Raw genomic sequence first — 17465 nt, forward strand, 5'->3', positions numbered from 1 at the left:
TTAAAGGATGAGCACCATGAGTGAGTACGTGAGCATGTCTGTGCTCCTTACTCGTTTGCCACGCTCGTCGCCGAAATGCTGAAAAGCCCGCGAATCACCACCGATCGGCGGTGAACTTGTTTCGTGTACGTCGAGGCGCCGGCCTCGCCGGCGGAACGGGAGGCGGCTGACGTGGCACCGACCAAGGCGTTCGTGGATCCGGACAGCCTCCTGGCCCGCACGGCCCGTGAGGTGCTCGAGGCGCACGCCGGCGGACGCGGGCCGGCTGACGGCCTGACCCGGTGCCCGTCCTGCGGCGAGCGGTTGCCCTGCGCCGCCGGCCAGTCAGCGGCCGAAGTGGTGACGGCGGCCGGCCTGGCCGAGGAGTCCGGGCTGGTGGCCGCGTCGCGGCGGGGGCTGGGGGAGCCGTACGGGGATCCGGGGCAAGGTTTCCGCTTCGGGGGGCCCGGCTTGGTGCCGGTGCCGCCGCTCGACCCGCCCACGGCCTTCGGCTCGGCCGAGGTCTTCGAGGCACCGACCGCGTTCGGCTCGGCCGATGTCTTCGAGGCACCGACCGCGTTCGGCTCGGCCGACGCCTACGAACCGTCGCCGATCCCGCCCATCGCCTTCGGATCGCCGTTGACCTTCAGCGCCCCCGACCTCGACTCGCCGTCCTCGGGGCTGTCCCCGCTGGAGTCGGTTCTCGGTCCGTCGGCGGCTTCCGACCTGCCGACGGAAGTGGCGGCCGGGGACGAGCCGGTGCGATCCGAATACCGCGCTCGCCGCGCCGCACCGGACGACGACAGCCCATCGGCCGGACTCCGATACCGGAACGCGCGGCCGGTGGACGTGTCCTTCGAGGCGTCACCGGCCGAGCCGCGGCACGAGGCGCCGCCGACCGGCCGGCACCCGGAACCCAGCGGCCCGAAAGTGGATCTGAGCCTCCGTGGCGCCGAACAAACGGTCGGGGAGTCGCCGGACCCGCCCCCCGGACCCGCCGGCCCAAAGCTCAATCTCAGTCTCCGTGGCGCGGAGCCAGAATCACGACCGGCGCTCGACGAGCCGTCCGGTTTGCACCAGGAGCCCGGCGGCCCAAAGTTTGATCTGGGCTTTCGTGGCGGGGAGCCGGAGTCGCGTGCGGCGTTCGATGAGCCGTCGGGTTTGCACCTTGAGCCCGGTGGCCCGAAGTTGGATCTGGGCTTTCGTGGCGCGGAGCCGGAGTCGCGTGCGGCATTCGATGAGCCGTCGGGTTTGCACCAGGAGCCCGCCGGTCCGAAGTTGGATGTGGGCTTTCGTGGCGGGGAGCCGGAGTCGCGTGCGGCGTTCGATGAGCCGTCGGGTTTGCACCTTGAGCCCGGTGGCCCGAAGTTGGATGTGGGCTTTCGTGGCGGGGAGCCGGAGTCGCGTGCGGCGTTCGACGAGCCGTCCGATTTGCACCTTGAGCCCGGTGGCCCGAAGTTGGATGTGGGCTTTCGTGGCGGGGAGCCGGAGTCACGTGCGGCGTTCGACGAGCCGTCCGATTTGCACCCTGAGCCCGCCGGTCCGAAGGTGGAATTGAGCTTCCGCGGCGCCGAACTGGAGGTCGCCGAGCCGAGCGGCCTGCCGAGATCGGCTGTTCCGGGGCGCCCGGCCGAGGCTTCGGTCCTCGACTCACCCACCTGGACGGAGCCGCCGATCGTCAGGGAGGCGACAGTCGTCACGGAGGTCCCCGCACCGACAGTGATGCGGGCCGCCGAGCAGCCGGCTGCGGCCCAGCAGTCACCCCTGTTCCAGCAGTCGCCCGAGGTCCAGCAGTCACCGGGGAATCAACAGTCACCGCCGGTCCAGCAGCCACCGGCGGTTCAGGAGTCACCCTCCGTTCAGCAGTTGCCGAGCGTTCAGCAGTCGCCGGGCGTTCAGCAGTCGCCGAGCGCTCAGCAATCGCCGGTGGCGGAAGAACCACCCACTCAGCGCACGGCCTCGCCGCCCCTCCCGCCGAACTGGCACCAGAGCCGCCCCCTGGACGCGCCCAAGTTCGTCCCCGCGCGTCCCGTGGCCCCGCGCGCCCCCGGGTTGAACGGGCACACCACCCCGAGCGGCATGCCCGGCGGTCCAAGCGCACCGCCGCGGGTCGTCGCGACGCCGCAGCCGCCGGTCGCCCCGGCCACCGCCCCGCCGGTTGCCACCCCGCCGCAGCCGCCGGTGGCCACCCCGCCGCAGCCGCAGGTCGCCGGCCCGGGGACGCCGCAGGTCGCCGGCTCGGGAATGCCCTGGGCGCCGGCCCACACGCCGCCGACGTCCGAGCGAATCCCACTCGATCCGATCACCTTCGCACCGCTCCCGGCAACCCCGTCGGCGGGTCTGGAGTCGCTCGTCGCCGGGCCTCCGGAAAGTCCCGGCCAGGAGCCGTCCGGCCTGCTGGGCCGGGCCCCGGCATCGCCCGCGGCCCAGCCGCCCCCGCCCGCACCGGCCGGCCTCGATCAGTCCGGCCCGGCACCGGCTACCGCAACCGGCCCGGCACCGGCTACCGCAGCCGGCCCGGCACCGGCTGCCGCAGCCGGTCAGGAGCCGTCCGGCCTCGGCCGTGCCCCCGGCTACGCCGGCCAGGCCCCCGCCGCCCAGCCCGGCCCGCCCACCGCGACCGGCGCCGAGCCGTCCGGTCTGCCCGGCCGCCCGGCCGCCACCGCCGCGAACTTCCTGCCCGGACTCGGCAACAACTCGGCCCGCTTCAGTGACTCCGGCCCGGAGGGTCGTCCCGGCGCTGACAACCGGCCGGGCTCCGAGGGCCGGCCCGGCCTGACCGGCCACGAGCAGAACGCCGCCCCCCGCGCCGCCCTCACCCCGCCGACCCTGGGCCAGGCCAACCGCCCCCCGGTCGCCGGCACTCCCACCGCTCCCGGCGAGGCCGGTCCGGGACCACGCCCGGCGCGCCCTCGGCTGGAGGCGCCCAACATGGGTCAGCTCAACAAGCCGCTCTCCGATCAGGACCGCCCCGGGCCGCCGGATGCGCCCGAAAGGTGAATTCTCGACGACCCGGTGCCATAAGTTTGAGCACTGGTGAAGGAGGGCAGTAGGTTCGACCAAGGGCGATGCGGGTTCACCACTCACGTCGCCCGTATCGATGTGCGGTGTCTGTAGGGACGTCCGGCCCATGCGAGCCGGGGATCTGCCGCTCGGGCCCGTCGAGAGGAGAGCCGATGTCTGAGAGCCCATCCATTCAGTCCTCGGCTGAGCACCTGCTGCTGGTCCGCGCCGGGGCTCCCGTCACCGACGACGGTCTGGAGGATCTCGACGCCGCGGCGCTGGCCTATTCGGAGCGCGCCGAGCAGGCCGGACCGGCCGAGCGTGCCACCTTGCGGGAGTCGCTGACCCGGTTGTGCCTGCCGTTCGCCGGCCGGCTCGCCCGGCGTTATCGCGGCCGCGGCGAGACCTTCGAGGACATCGAGCAGGTGGCCCGGCTCGGCCTGGTCAAGGCGATCGACCGGTACGACCCCGAGCGGGGCTCCTTCACCGCGTACGCCGTCATCACCATCTCGGGCGAGATCAAGCGGCATTTCCGCGACAAGACCTGGGGCGTCCACGTGCCGCGGCGTGTGCAGGACCTCAGCCTCGAGGTCGGCCACGCCACCGTCGCCCTGACCACCCTTCTTTCCCGTACGCCCACCGCGGCCGAGATCGCGGCCCGGCTCGACGTGACCGTCGCCGCCGTGCTCGAGGCCCAGGAGTCGTCGGCCGGGTATTCCCCCTCGTCGCTCAACGCGCCGATCGGCACCGGTGACGGCGCGGCCGAGTTCGGCGACCTGATCGGCGACTTCGACGGCGACCTGGAGATGGTCGACGACAAGGTCACCGTGGCCGACCTGCTGATGCGCCTGCCCGCCCGCGAGCGCCGCATGCTGGCGATGCGCTTCTACGGCAACCGTACCCAGGCCGAGATCGCGGCCGAGCTCGGCATCTCCCAGATGCACGTGTCACGCCTGCTCAGCCGGGCCCTGTCCTGGCTGCGGGAGGCCATGCTGAGTGACCAGCCGCCGCGCTGGGAGGGCGCCGAGAGCCGGTCCGAGCGTCACCCGATGCAGGTCGAGGCCGTCCGCGAGGGCTCCGTGGTGGTCGCCCGGGTCCGCGGCGAGGTCGACCGCGACACCGCCGAGCGTATGCGGCTGGGCCTGCGGCACGCGATCAGCCTGGCCGGGCCCGACCCGGTCGTGATCGACCTGTCCGGTGTGCCGCTGCTCGACGCGGCCGGTGTCGCCGTACTGGTCGACGCCGCTTCGGCCGCCTCGGTGGCCGAGGTGCCGCTCTCCCTGACCGGTGCCCAGCCCTATGTGGCGAGCATCCTCTCGGTCACCGGCCTCGCCGGCCTCCTGGACAGCTGACGCCTCAGCGAGCGACGGGCCCGCGCCTCAGCGAGCGACGGGCCCGCGCCCCGGCAGTGGCGAAGGGGCGGCCCCCACGAAAGGCTCGCGCCCCGGCGGGCGGGGCGGCTCCCCATAAGGAGAGGGCTATCGCTTCAGCGAGGCCCAGAGCACTTTGCCGTCGGACGACGGCAGGCAACCCCAGGCGTGCGCGGTCGCGTCGACCAGCAGCAGGCCTCGCCCCCGCCGGGCGTCAAGCGGCACGTGCGTCGACGGCCGGACCTCGGTGGCCGAACCGTCCCGGACGGCGATGTGGAGGTAGCGCGGCCGCAGCGACAACCGCAACGTCATCATCGTGTGAGCGTGATCGACGACGTTACTGACCAGTTCGTTGGCGATCAGGCTGGCCGGCCCGGCCAGCCGGGGCAGGTCCCAGCGCAGGCACGCGTCGGTGGCCAGGTCACGGGCGTGCCGAGCCGCCCCGGAGATGGGCAGCAATTCGTCGGAGAGTACTGGCATCTTCTCCGGCGGGGTGCGGGCCAGGCTGGCCCGCGCCGCGCCCAGGCTGTCGAGCACGGTGAGCCGCCGGTAGGCGGTGCCGTTCAACGCCTCCCGGGTCGGGCCCGGGGGAGCGCAGAGCAGCACGGTCGTGCCCGGCCACCGGGCCGCCTGCCGGACGGTCGCGGAGAAGACCGAGAGCGCGAGCGGCTCGGCGACGAGCATGCCGGACAGGTCGAGCAGCAGCGCGTGGGGCTGTTCGGCGAGTGACTTGAGCAGGTGGCGGTGCAGCGTGCCCACGTCCGACAGGCCCAGCGGCCCGACGACCGAGCCCACCAGGCCCGCCTCGTCGGCGCTGACCTCGTACGTGATCGCCATCTCCATGCCCTTCGAGTCCTGGCCGAGCAGAGCGCTTACCCGTTGCCGGGCCGGGCAAACGAACGCTCAGACCGGCTCGGCCGAGCCGACCTCCATTACTATGATGGCTCCTTCGAGCCGGTTGCCGCCATCTCGGCGCCGCAGCGGGGTGCAGGCCACCCGCACGTTGATCGTCCGGCCGCGCCGGTTGACCGCCTCCACCGCCACTTCCTCACCTGTCCCGTCGGGCCCCATGGCGGCCCGCAGGACGGGACCCAGTCGTTCGATCGGCAGCCCGATGTCAAGATTGAGGAAGTGCTGGCCGACCACCTCGGTCGACCGGGGGCCCCACAGGTCCTCGGCGCGGCGGTTCCACATGCGCACCCGCAGGTCGGGATCGACCACGGCGACGCCCGCTTCCATGCTGGCCAGCACCGTCTCGAGGAACCCGTTGGCCTGATCGAGCTGGGCGCCCGACGCGTGCAGCTGGTCGTTGATGTTCTGCAGTTCGTCGTTGGTCGACTGGAGCTCCTCGTTCATCGTCTCCAGTTCCTCGTTGGTCGACTGGAGCTCCTCGTTGGTGGTCTCGAGCTCCTCGACCGTCGACTGCAGTTCCTCGTTGGTGGTCTCCAATTCCTCGTTGGTCGACTGCAGTTCCTCGTACGCCGTCTCGAGTTGCTGGTTGGCCTGCTCCAGCTCGTATTTCAGCCGACGGGACGCGGTCACCTCCTGGAAGGCGATCGTGGTGCCGAGCAGGCTGCCGTCCGCCCCGGCGAGCGGGGTCACCTGCACCTCGAGGCTGATCTGCTCGGCGCCGCGCTGGAAGTCGACGTCGGCGACGCGCAGCACCCGTCGCTCGAGCTGCGCCTGCTCGACGTAGCGGCGCAGCTCGACCGGGCGGAAGGACAGATCGAGGTCGCGGAACGGCCGGCCGATGTCGCGCGACGTGACGCCGAAGAGCTTTTCGAGCTGCCGGTTGGTCGTGGCGACCTGGCCGTCGGAGGTGAGCGTGAGCTGGGCCAGCGGACTCGCCGCGAAGGCCTCGTCGCGCAGCCGGTCGAGCTCGCCGGTGATCGCCTGGTTGTCCGTCTCCGGCGTGTCCGTGAAGGTCAGGCCGGGGCGCGCGTAGGGGCGGGGAACCCGGCGGAAGATCCGGCGTTTGAGGTCGACCGGCGAGAACAGCGTGGTGTGGCTGAGCAACATCTCGGCCTTGCCGAGAAAGAGCACACCCTCGTCGCGCAGCGCGAAGTGCAGCCGCCCGAGGATCGTGGCCTGGGTCTCGGCGTTGAAGTACATCAGCGTGTTGCGGCAGGCCAGCAGGTCGATCCGGGAGATCGGCGCGTCCCGGACGAGATCGTTGCGGCCGAAGATGACCGAGCGGCGCAGATCCTTGCGGAACGCGAACCGGCCGTTGGACGCCTCGAAATACCGCTCAGCCAGGTCCGGCGGCACCGCTTCCAGCTCGCGATCGCCATACGTCGCCTGTCGCGCCTCGTTGAGCTGTTCCTCGTCGATGTCGGTGGCATAGATCTTGACGCGTTCCTTGAACGCCTCGAGACCGAGCAACTCGGCCAGCACGATCGCCAGGGTGTAGGCCTCCTCGCCGGAGGCGCAGCCGGCCGACCAGACGCGGATCGGCGAGTCGTCGGGCTTCGCCGCGAGCAGCGGCTCGAGCACTTCCTTGCTCAGGTAGCTCCAGGCGTCGGTGTCGCGGAAGAACGCCGTCACATTGATCAGGACCGTGTTGAACAGGGCGGCGAACTCGTCCGGGTGAACCTGCAGGTAATCCGTGTAGTCCTGGAAGGTGGCCGCGCCGACCTGGCCCATCCGGCGGTTGACCCGGCGCATCAGGCTCGACCGCTTGTATCCCATGAAGTCGAAACCGCGCGACTCCTTGAGATAGATCAGCAGCGCCTCGAAATGCGGGTCAGTGGGTTGCACAGCAAGACGCTATCGCACCTGACGCCACCCGGACGCCACCGTGACCCGCGCTCAGAGGATATCGGCATGCATCCGGGTCCACACGACCTTCCCGTCAGTCACCGGCAGGACGCCCCAGGCGTCGGTCAGATCCCGGACGAGTCGCAGGCCGCGCCCACCCGGGTCGGAGACCGCCGCGTCGGTCGGTTTGGGCATCCGCCGGCTGTGGTCCCGCACGGTCATCCCGAGCCGGCCGGCGTGCAGCGGCCGCACGGTGAAGTCCATGGTGGTGCGCGCGTGCCGCACCACATTGGCGACCAGTTCGGTGGCGATCAGCGTGGCCGTCGCCGCCAGATCGCTGCGGCCCCAAGCCGTGCAGGCCTGACTCACCAGATGGCGCACCTGGCGGCAGGCGTCAGGCACCGGCCGCATCCGCACCCGGATGTGCGGCGGGGTGGTCTCGGCCCGGGCCGACGCGACCGCGGCCCGGAAGTCGTCGGCGTAGCGCAGCCCCGCGCAGTCGGGAGTCTCCGTGATCATCGCCAGGGTCCGGGAGTCGGCGCCGCACAGCACGACCGGGACGTCCGGCCACTCCTGGGCCTCGCACACCGTCGCGCTCAGCGCGGACAAACCCACCGGGTCACCGATGCTCAGCCCGGCCACGTCGAGCAGCAGCACGGTCGGTTGATCGGCCAGCCGCAGCCGGACGGCCTGCTGCAGGGCGTCCCCGGTGACCTGATCGAGGGTGCCGCTGACCCGCAGGGCGGCGACCGGGAATCCTCGCTCCGGCCGGCACACGAGCTGACTCGGCACCCTGCCTCCTTCGTACGACAATCTGCCGGATCACTGTTCCCGGCGAGATGGGGACACAAACGCGGTGTGGCCCGGTAGTCGCCACCAACCGCTCAGGAAAATCGAGTACCGTAGCGCGCCATGGGTGTGTCGCAGCGGCTGAAGAGCCGGTTTCGCAAGTTCTTGCAGCGTCCGGGCACGACGGTCGACCTGGCGCCGTTCACCAAGCGCCTGCCGGCCATCGACGCGCGTGAGGAGGCCCTGCGCGAGCTCGACGACGAGGCACTGACCGCGGCCGCCCACGAGGCCTCGGATTTCACCGAGATCTGCGCGATCGGCCGCGAGGCGGCCCACCGGGCTCTCGAGCAGAGGCCGTACGACGTTCAGCTGCTCGGCGCGATGGCACTCCTCTCGGGCAAGGTGGCCGAGATGGCCACCGGTGAGGGCAAGACACTCACGGCGGTCGTCGCGGCGTACGGTCACGTCCGCCTGGGCCACGGCCCGGTGCACGTTCTCACCGTCAACGACTACCTGGCCCGCCGCGACGCGGAGTGGATGCAGCCGGTCTACAAGCTGCTCGGCCTCAGCGTCGGCTGGGTCACCGAGGCGTCGAGCCACGAGGAGCGCCGCGAGGCCTACCTGGCCGACGTCACCTATGTGTCGGTCAGCGAGGCCGGCTTCGACTACCTGCGCGACCAGCTGGTCACCGACGTCGAAGACCGGGTGCAGCGCGAGCTGGCCACGGCGATCGTCGACGAGGCCGACTCCATCCTGATCGACGAGGCCCGCGTGCCGATGGTCCTGGCCGGCAGCCTGGCGTCCGAGGCCGATCCGGTGCACGGCGCGGCCGACCTGGTGCGTGAGCTCAAGGCGGGCAAGGACTACGAGGTGGCCGAGGACGGCCGCAGCGTGGCCTTCACCGAGGCCGGGCTCACCAAGATGGAGGAGCAGCTCGGCGGCATCGACCTGTATGCCGACGACCAGGTGCAGCAGCTGTCCGCGGTGAACGTGGCCCTGCACGCCGAGGCTCTGTTGCGCCGCGACGTCGACTACATCGTGCGCAACGGCTCGGTCGAGCTGATCGACGAGATGCGCGGCCGGGTCGCTCAGCGCCGCCGCTGGCCCGACGGCCTGCAGGCCGCCGTCGAGGCCAAGGAGGGTCTGAGCGCCACCGCCGAGGGCGAGGTCCTCGACACGATCACCGTGCAGGCCTACATCGCCCTCTACCGGACGGTCTGCGGCATGACCGCCACCGCCGTGCACGTCGGCGAGCAGCTCCGCGAGTATTTCAACCTCGAGGTCGCGGTCATCCCGTCGAACGCCGAGAACATCCGCGACGACGAGCCCGACCGCATCTACTCGGCCCACGAGACCCGCGACGAGGCCCTGGTCGAGGAGATCAAGATCGCCCACGACAAGGGCCGTCCGGTCCTCGTGGGCACCCTCGACGTGAAGGCGTCGGAGCTGCTGGCCAAGCAACTGGCCGCGGTCGGCGTGCCGTCGAATGTGCTGAACGCCAAGAACGACGCCGAGGAGGCTCAGATCATCGCCGAGGCGGGCGCGCTGGGCGCGGTCACCGTCTCGACCCAGATGGCCGGCCGCGGCGTCGACATCCGCCTCGGCGGCAGCGACGAGGCCGACCGCGACCAGGTGGTCGAGCTGGGTGGTCTCTATGTGATCGGGGCCGGCCGGCACGACAGCCGCCGCGTCGACGACCAGCTCCGCGGCCGCGCCGGGCGCCAGGGCGACCCCGGCGGCTCGGTCTTCTTCGTCAGCCTGGAGGACGAGCTGGTCTCCCGGCACGCGGGCGACATCCTGCCCGCCTCGCCGCGGATGGACATGGACGGCGTCGTCCACGACGAGCAGGTCGACTACGCCGTGGAGCACGCCCAGCGGGTCGCCGAGGGCGTCAACCACGAGATCCACCGCAACACCTGGCGCTACAGCGTCGTCATCGAGCAGCAGCGGGTGGCGATGGCCGAGCGGCGCGAGCGGCTGCTCACCTCCGAGGTCGCGGCGATCATGCTGCTCGAGCGCTCCCCTGAGAAGGCCAAGGAGCTCGACGAGGACGTGCTGTCCGACGCGGCCCGGGCGATCGCGCTCTTCCACCTCGACCGGCTCTGGGTCGAGCACCTGGCCGAGCTCTCCGAGGTCCGCGAGGGCGTGCACCTGCGCGCGCTGGGCAAGCTCGACCCGCTCGACGAGTTCCACCGCGCGGCCGTCCCGGCGTTCCAGAAGGTTCTGCTCGAGATCGAGAAGCGGACCATCGAGACGTTCGAGGAGACCGACTTCAGCGACGGCTGGGAGCCCGACCGCGCCAAGATCGTGCGGCCGAGTGCGACGTGGACCTACCTCGTTCACGACAACCCGTTCGGTTCCGAACTCGACCGGCTCATCGCCGCCGTCGGTCGCCGTTTGGTCGGCCGGGGCGAGTAACAAAGGGCAGCACCGAGTCCCGGCGTTCCTTGGCGGAACGCCGGGATTCTTTTTGCACCGGCAACGAAGAATGGTGTGGCTCTCGTCTCAGAATGCCGCCCGAACACGGCCCTGAAACTCGCGGTGAGCAGGCGAAACACTGTCGACGGGAGATATGGCTGACGAGCCATGCGTTCGGCAACGCGTAATCAGTCTGACAGAATCTGTTACCGGAATGCATTTTCCGCGGTGGAACGATTTTCCCACACTGTGGTTGACGGGTTGACCGGGCAACGACGCTGACGGAAATATCGTCCGCGGTATTACGGAGGGTGATCGGACGTATTCGATTGCCGACACGCTTTTCAGGTGGATCAGCTTTCAGGGGGACCAGTTCAATGCCGGCCAGTGCGCTTTCTCCTCGGCTCGCCCGACATGCCGGCGGGCCGGGCCGCGGCTCCGCCGCCACCCGTCGCCCGTCGGAGCCCGCGTTGACCGTCACGGTGGCCATCCCGCTCTCCGGTGAGACCATCTCGCCGCAGGCCCACAAGCTGATCCAGGCCGTCCGCGAGCTGGTCGAGGTCAGCCAGGGCACGGTCACCGTCGAGCCCGCGGTGGCGCCGCTCGAGGAGCCCGAGGCCGTTGCCGGCGCCACCGGTCCCGAGGTGCGGCTGCTCACCGGCACCCGTCAGGTGATCGTCGACGGCGTGCCGCTGCCGCTGACCCGGCTCGAGTTCGACCTGCTGCTCTTCCTGGCCGAGCGGCCGCGCCGGGTCTTCACCCGGGCCCAGCTGCTGACCGGCGTGTGGGGTTACGACCACACCGGCGAGCGCACCGTCGACGTGCACGTGCGCCGCCTGCGGCTCAAGCTCGGCGGCACGGCTCCGCTCATCACGACCGTCTACGGCGTCGGCTACCGGCTCTCCGACGACGCCCACGTCGTGATCAAGCCGAACGAGTAGATCAAGCCGACGAGTAGATCAAGCCGAACAAGTAGACGGACGAGTAGCTTCGACCCGTGCGTGTCCGGCCCATCTCCACCGACGTTCTCGTCGACGAGCTCGCCGATCTCCTGACATGTCGGATAGTCGACAGTCACCTCCGGGTCGCCCTCGACGGCGCCCCGGCGGCCGATCCCGGCGCGCTGGCCGACGCCCTGGTCGGCCCGTTACGCGCCCGCGGCCGCCCCGCTGTGCGGATCGACACCACCGACTTCCTGAGGCCCGCATCACTGCGCCTGGAGTTCGGCCGGCACGACCCCGACTCGTATTACCAGGGCTGGTTCGACGAGGCCGGACTGGCCCGCGAGGCGCTCGATCCGGCCGGCCCCGGCGGCACCGGCCGGGTGCTCACGAAGCTCTGGAACGCCACCACCGACCGGGCCGCCCGGCAGGCCTACGCCGACCTCCCGCCGGGCGCGATCCTGCTGGTCAACGGGCCCTTCCTGCTCGGTGGCGGGCTCGCCTTCGACGTCACCGTGCACCTCGAGATGTCGGCCGCCGCGCTCGCCCGGCGGACCCCGGCCGATGAGGCCTGGACCCTGCCCGCCTTCGCGCGGTATGCGGCCGAGGTCGACCCCGCCTCGTTCGCCGACGTGGTCGTGCGGGTCGACGATCCGCGCCGCCCCGCGATGGTCCTCGAACGTTGATGAAGCGAGTCTGTAGCGCAACCCACCACTGACAGTTATGCTCCGGTTACTTTTTTAGCGGAGGCCCCGTTTGGGATCTTCGGCGGCGGGTATCAGGCGGCTCCACGGGCGATGGTGTCGACTTCGGGGGACTCGCCGGCAGGGGCAGAGGAAGGCAGGGGGAGCGCATGCTCGTCAATCAAGCGGTCATCACGGGCAAGAGTGCCGCGAAGGGGCGTACGCCGGAGGAGATCGACCAGATCCGGACGACTCTGCGCAGCCGGTTCGACGACCTGAACTCGGAGTACGAGGCGGCTGTCGTCGAGAACCACAAGCTCCGGCTGGTCGAGATCGGCGACTCGGCCGGCGACGACCAGGCCGACAGCGGCTCCAAGACGGCCGAGCGCGACGCGGCGACCTCGCTGCTGCGCACTTTGCTCGACCGGCGCACCCAGGCCGAGCACGCGATGGCGCGGCTCGAGGAGGGCTCGTACGGCAACTGCGAGGGCTGCCACAACCCGATCCCCTGGGAGCGGCTGGAGATCTTCCCCTCGGCCACCACGTGCGTCAACTGCAAGCAGAACCGCGAGCGCCGAGCCGGCTGACCACGCCACCCCGCCGAGACGTCCGGGTCCGCCGCTGTCCGCGGCGGACCCGCCGTATCAGGGTTAGCTTGGCTGACATGGGCACGATCGACGTGGGTACGGCCTCCTGGACCGACAAGACGCTGCTCGACTCGGGGTGGTACCCAGCGAGCGCTGACACCCCCGAGAAACGGCTGGCCTACTACGCCCGGCAGTACCGGGTGGTCGAGGTCGACTCGACCTACTACGGGCCGCCGGCCGAGCAGACCAGCAAGCTCTGGGCCCAGCGCACGCCGGACGCCTTCACCTTCAACATCAAGGCGTTCAGCCTGCTGACCGGTCACCCGACCAAGGTGTCGGCGATCTACAAGGACCTCCGGCCCGAGACCGACAAGAAGAACGTCTACCCCGGCGACCTGCCCGCGCAGGCGTACGAGGAGGTCTGGAGCCGTTTCCTGGCCGCCCTCGACCCGCTGGCCGAGGCGGGCAAGCTCGGCGCGGTGCTCTTCCAGTTCCCGCCGTGGTTCGGCATCCGGCGCTCCAACAAGGACTACGTCCTCGAGGTGGCCGCCCGGTGCAAGCCGATCATGCCGGTGTTCGAGTTCCGCAACGCGTCCTGGTTCGACGGCGACAACCAGGACGAGACGCTCGAGTTCCTGCGCAAGCACCGGCTCGCCTTCGTCGGCGTCGACATGCCGCAGGGCCACAGGTCGTCGGTGCCGCCGATCCTGGCCGCCACCTCGGGCCTGGCCGTGGTCCGCTTCCACGGCCACAGCGACAAGTGGACCAGCAAGGATATCCACGAGAAGTTCGGGTACGAATACCAGCGCGAGGAGCTCTCGGCGTGGGCGCCCCGCCTGCGGGCGCTGGCCGACGAGGCCGACACCACGCACGTGCTCTTCAACAACTGCTACCGCGACTACGCCCAGCGCAACGCCACCGAGATGATCGAGCTGTTAGAGGGCGTCGAAGGGGACTGAGCGATAGGCCTCGGCCATCAGCTCGGCCAGCTTGTCGCCGGCCGAGTAGCTCAGGTCGTCGATCGAGGCGATCTCCTGGCGGACCGTGCGCGAGTTGACCGCCACCGCGGCCGTGAAGTCGAGCAGCTCCGACATGGGCACCGGCCGCATCGTCCACGGCACCCCCTGCATGGTCAGCGCGATCTGCAGCAGCACCATGGTGACGCCCTTGAGCATCGGCGCCTGCGGCCAGACGACCTGGTCACCGGTGAAGAACGCCACGTTCCACACCGTGCCCTCGCGGACCAACCCGTCCGGGCCGACCGAGAGCGCGTCGTCGTAGCCGGCCGCCACGGCCAGCCGCTGAGCCCGCCACAACCCCATCGTGGCCGCGTGCTTGTGCTCCGGCCACTCGCGCCGGAAATCGGGGTCGATGCGCACCCGCAGCGGCGCGGCCGGCTCCTCGGGGGCCGGGTCGGACACCGCCACCACCACGTCGGGCGGGCCGTCCGGGTCGGCTCCGGGGACGTAGGACACCCGCACCGACGCGTCGCGCAGGTCGCCCAGCGCCCGCACGATCAACTCGCGCAGGCGGTGCTCGTCGTCGAGCTCGGCCCGCCAGCCGAAGAACTCCTCGTTGCCGTCGGCCAGCCGGGCGAAGTGCAGGCCCAGACCTCGTACGCCCCGGTCCCGGACCTGCATCGAGGTGAAGTGACCGTAATTGATCGTGGCCAGCCGGTGGATCTCGGTCAGGTCGGGTGTCCGGCCGTTCAGCTCGATGTTGCGCACGGTCTCACCTTAAGGCGGGGCACCCGCGTCACCGGCAGGCCCCGCCGCTCGGCCTCCGCCGCCAGGACTCCCGCGTCGATCACCGCGGCGCCACCGGGATCGTTGTTGAAGAAGACAAACGCTTCCGGTACGCCGGTCAGGCGCTCGACCCACGTGCGCAGCGCCGTGCGTCCGTAAAGAGGCCACGGCCGTGCCCGCCCCTCGTGCAGGCGCAGGTAGACGAAGTCGGCCGTCTCCCACAGCGGCGTGATCGCCCGGCTGCCCCGGTCGGCCCAGCACAGCGCCGCCCCGTGCTTCTCGAGCAGCCGCCGGCAGTCGGCGGTGAACCAGGTGTCGTGCCGCGGCTCCACGGCCATCCGGACGCCGGCCGGCACCAGGCTCAGCGTCTCGTCGAGCGCCTCGAGGTCGGCCTTCAGGGTGGGCGGCAGCTGCAGCAGCACCGGCCCCAGCTTGTCGCCGAGGCCGGTCGCCCGGTCGAAGAACCGCGCCACCGGCTCGCCGGGATCCTTCAGCCGCTTGATGTGGGTCAGGTAGCGGCTCATCTTGACCGCCACACAGAGGTCGTCCGGGGTCCGCGCCCGCCACTGCTCGAAGGTCGAGCGCTCGGGCAGCCGGTAGAACGCGTTGTTGACCTCCACGGTGGCGAACCGGGCGGCGTAGTGCTCCAGCCACAGCCGCTGCGGCAGACCACCGGGATAGAGGTAGCCCGTCTCGTCCCCGCCGCGGGCCGGCCGCCAGTCGCGGTACTGCCAGCCCGAGGTGCCGATCCACCACATGCCCGCGGGATACCCCGATCACAGCCGGGTTAGACCGGATGATCACGGGGTACCTCGCGGTCGCTGTTCTCTCCACCGAACAAGGGAGTTCTCATGTCTCTGAGCGACGACGACATCACCTCGACCACCGGTTCCGGCGCGGGCGAGGGTCCGGCTGACGGTGGCGCGAACCCGGGCGGTCACGACGGTGGCGCGGACGGCAGCGCGGGCGAGGGTCCGGCTGACGGTGGCGCGAACCCGGGCGGTCACGACGGTGGCGCGGACGGCAGCGCGGGCGAGGGCCCGGCTGACGGTGGCGCGAACCCGGGTGGCCACGACGGCGGCGCCGACGGCACCGCGTCCTGAAAGTGCCCGGGATGACCTCTGCAGCGCCGGGCGGTTCCCGCCCGGCGCTCTCCCGTGCCGTGGCCGTCGAGCCGGGCAAGTTCGCCGCCGCGTACTGGGGGAAGGCACCACTGCTGTCCCGCGCCGGCGAGCTCGCGGGCGCGGGCGGATTCACCGACCTGCTCTCCCCGGACGCGGTCGACGAGCTGCTGAGCCGCCGCGGTCTGCGGACCCCGTTCCTGCGGGTCGCCCAGCAGGGCAAGGTGCTGCCGGCCGACCGGTTCACCGGTGGTGGCGGGGCCGGCGCCGAGATCAGTGACCAGGTCCTCGACGACCAGGTGATGCAGCTGTACGCCTCGGGTGCCACCCTCGTCCTGCAGGGCCTGCACCGCCTGTGGCCGCCGCTGATCGACTACAGCCGTCGCCTCGGCGCCGAGCTGCGCCGCCCGCTGCAGGTCAACGCCTACCTGACCCCGCCCGGCAGCCAGGGTTTCAGCACCCACTACGACACCCACGACGTCTTCGTGCTCCAAGTCGACGGCACCAAGCGCTGGCGCCTGCACGAGCCCGTGCTGGCCGACCCGCTGGAGAAGCAGGCGTGGGGCGGCCGGGCCGACGAGGTGGCGGCCACCGCCCAGGGCGAGCCGGCCATGGACATCGTGCTGTCGCCGGGCGACGCCCTCTATCTGCCGCGCGGCTGGCTCCACTCGGCCGAGGCGCTGGGCAGCCGCTCGCTGCACCTGACCTTCGGCGTGCGCGCGCTCACCCGTTATGCGGTGGTCGAGGAACTGCTCGCGCTGGCGTCGTCCGACGCCCGGCTGCGCGCCACCCTCCCGTACGCGGTGGACGTCTCCGACCCCGACGCGATCGAGCCCGAGCTGACCGAGACGGTCGAGGCCCTGCGCGACTGGCTGACCACGGTCGACCCGGCCGAGGTGGCCGCCCGCCTGCGGGGCCGGGACTGGCCGTCGGCCCGCCCCGAGCCGGTCAGCCCGCTGGCCCAGCTCGACTTCGCCGCCGCCCTGAGCCGCGACGACCGGATCCGGGCCCGTGAGGGCCTGCGCTGGCAGCTCACCGAGGACGGCCTCAGCCACGTGTCACTGCGGCTGACCGGACGCACGATGCGCTTCCCGTCCTACTGCGAGCCGGCCCTGCGCCGTGCCCTCGCCGGCGACCCGGTCCGGGTCGGTGACCTCCCGCTGGACGACGACACCGACCGCACGGTGCTGGCCCGCCGCCTGCTCAACGAGGCCCTGGTCGTCCCCGCCCGCTGACCGGTCGCCCGCTCAGCCGGCGACGTGCGCGGTGTGGTCGAGCCAGTGCTGGACGAGGGCGGTGTCGCCTTCGACGCTGATGCCGGTGGCATCGTGGCCGGTGAGCGGGAGCCGCCGGGTCAGCGTCAGCAGCAGCGAGGAGGCCGGGCCGGTCACCGTCACGTCGGCCGGCCGGCTCCCGGGCTGCCAGATCGCTCCGTCCGGCCGCCGTTCGACGAACCAGGCGCCCGCGTCGTCGCCGGCCCGCCACTGCAGCGTCTGCCCGGTGCCGCGCAGGGCGTGGGCCGACTCGGGCCGCTGCGCCTCCCAGGTGGGGGAGGTGAGCATCGCGAAGTGGTTGGTGATGAGCGCGGCCGCGACGTCCGGCTCGATGTCGGGCGGCCGGTGCGCCGCGCCGGCCGCGTCGAAGCCGTGGACAACCGTCTCGTTGAGGACGCTGGCCATCCAGAACCGCGTGCCGGTCCGCCCGTCGGCCGCGGCGTTCAGCACCGGCGCGTCGAGCGCGTCGTCGGAGCACGCACCCGCCACCCGCCGCGCCGACTCGGACAGCCAGGCCGGCCACTCGCCGGGGTCACGGGGGAGCACGGCCATCTCGGTCGGCAGCTGGGCGAAGTCGGTGACGCGCCGCTCGATGATCTCGGCGACCCAGTGCTGGGTCCGGCCCACGTGCTCGACCAGCTCGGTGACGGTCCACTCGGGAGCGGTCGGCACGGCGGCGTCCGGTCCGGCCGCGGCCGCCGACTCGGCCAGCCGCCGGGTGTATTCGACGATCGCCTGCCGAGCTCGGTCCGCGTTCAGTTCCGTCATCGGATTGCCCTCCCCGGTCTTCGGTGGTGC

Annotated in this window: 15 protein-coding genes; 9 read left to right on the top strand and 6 right to left on the bottom strand. The window is 71.4% G+C overall.

Annotated features, from left to right (window positions below):
• Positions 1-123 precede the first annotated feature (123 nt).
• Both NAG42_RS30420 and NAG42_RS30425 read left to right on the top strand, forming a co-directional pair.
• Entirely contained in the window at positions 124-2979 is a 2856-nt protein-coding gene (locus tag NAG42_RS30420; protein WP_250035324.1) for a hypothetical protein, read from the top strand.
• A gap of 176 nt (positions 2980-3155) precedes the next feature.
• Positions 3156-4334, top strand: a complete 1179-nt coding sequence (locus NAG42_RS30425; RefSeq protein WP_250035325.1) for a SigB/SigF/SigG family RNA polymerase sigma factor — start codon at positions 3156-3158, stop codon at positions 4332-4334.
• Between the two features lie 126 nt (positions 4335-4460).
• Here the strand turns inward: NAG42_RS30425 and NAG42_RS30430 are convergent, their stop codons facing one another.
• From NAG42_RS30430 to NAG42_RS30440, 3 genes are all read right to left on the bottom strand, one after another.
• The gene (locus tag NAG42_RS30430) at positions 4461-5189 is read right to left on the bottom strand and encodes an ATP-binding protein (RefSeq protein WP_250035327.1); all 729 of its coding nucleotides are present in this window, start codon (positions 5187-5189) and stop codon (positions 4461-4463) included.
• 66 nt (positions 5190-5255) lie between these two features.
• Entirely contained in the window at positions 5256-7109 is a 1854-nt protein-coding gene (locus NAG42_RS30435) for a CheR family methyltransferase (protein WP_250035328.1), read from the bottom strand.
• 51 nt (positions 7110-7160) lie between these two features.
• Positions 7161-7901, bottom strand: a complete 741-nt coding sequence (locus tag NAG42_RS30440; RefSeq protein WP_250035329.1) for an ATP-binding protein — start codon at positions 7899-7901, stop codon at positions 7161-7163.
• 120 nt (positions 7902-8021) lie between these two features.
• Here NAG42_RS30440 and secA2 point away from each other — a divergent pair, with 120 nt between their 5' ends.
• The 5 genes from secA2 (at position 8022) to NAG42_RS30465 (ending at position 13486) form a co-directional block, all read left to right on the top strand.
• A complete protein-coding gene (gene secA2 / locus NAG42_RS30445) occupies positions 8022-10316 on the top strand; it encodes an accessory Sec system translocase SecA2 (protein WP_250035330.1) in 2295 nt (764 codons plus the stop codon).
• A 377-nt stretch (positions 10317-10693) separates the two neighbouring features.
• The gene (locus NAG42_RS30450) at positions 10694-11257 is read left to right on the top strand and encodes a winged helix-turn-helix domain-containing protein (protein WP_438872462.1); all 564 of its coding nucleotides are present in this window, start codon (positions 10694-10696) and stop codon (positions 11255-11257) included.
• A gap of 56 nt (positions 11258-11313) precedes the next feature.
• Positions 11314-11943, top strand: a complete 630-nt coding sequence (locus NAG42_RS30455) for a nucleoside/nucleotide kinase family protein (protein WP_250035332.1) — start codon at positions 11314-11316, stop codon at positions 11941-11943.
• A 167-nt stretch (positions 11944-12110) separates the two neighbouring features.
• On the top strand, positions 12111-12527 hold the full coding sequence (locus tag NAG42_RS30460) for a TraR/DksA family transcriptional regulator (protein WP_250035333.1): 417 nt from the start codon (positions 12111-12113) through the stop codon (positions 12525-12527).
• 77 nt (positions 12528-12604) lie between these two features.
• Positions 12605-13486: a DUF72 domain-containing protein gene (locus NAG42_RS30465; protein ID WP_250035334.1), complete on the top strand. Its 882-nt coding sequence runs from the start codon at positions 12605-12607 to the stop codon at positions 13484-13486.
• Here the strand turns inward: NAG42_RS30465 and NAG42_RS30470 are convergent.
• Complete coding sequence (locus tag NAG42_RS30470; protein WP_250035335.1) at positions 13463-14254, bottom strand: aminotransferase class IV; 792 nt, start codon at positions 14252-14254, stop codon at positions 13463-13465. The genes NAG42_RS30465 and NAG42_RS30470 overlap by 24 nt on opposite strands.
• Entirely contained in the window at positions 14236-15030 is a 795-nt protein-coding gene (locus NAG42_RS30475) for a DUF72 domain-containing protein (RefSeq protein ID WP_250035336.1), read from the bottom strand. The genes NAG42_RS30470 and NAG42_RS30475 overlap by 19 nt, the downstream gene beginning before the upstream one ends.
• Positions 15031-15123: 93 nt before the next feature.
• Between NAG42_RS30475 and NAG42_RS30480 the strand changes: the two genes are divergently transcribed.
• Positions 15124-15375 (top strand): hypothetical protein, encoded by a 252-nt coding sequence (locus NAG42_RS30480; protein ID WP_250035338.1) that lies wholly within the window; start codon positions 15124-15126, stop codon positions 15373-15375.
• A gap of 11 nt (positions 15376-15386) precedes the next feature.
• Entirely contained in the window at positions 15387-16628 is a 1242-nt protein-coding gene (locus NAG42_RS30485) for a cupin domain-containing protein (RefSeq protein ID WP_250035339.1), read from the top strand.
• A gap of 12 nt (positions 16629-16640) precedes the next feature.
• On the opposite strand, the gene NAG42_RS30490 is transcribed toward NAG42_RS30485, so the two are convergent.
• The gene (locus tag NAG42_RS30490; protein ID WP_250035340.1) at positions 16641-17435 is read right to left on the bottom strand and encodes a maleylpyruvate isomerase family mycothiol-dependent enzyme; all 795 of its coding nucleotides are present in this window, start codon (positions 17433-17435) and stop codon (positions 16641-16643) included.
• Positions 17436-17465 lie beyond the last annotated feature (30 nt).

Source organism: Paractinoplanes maris (assembly GCF_023544465.1).
GTDB classification, from domain to species: Bacteria; Actinomycetota; Actinomycetes; order Mycobacteriales; family Micromonosporaceae; genus Actinoplanes; species Actinoplanes maris.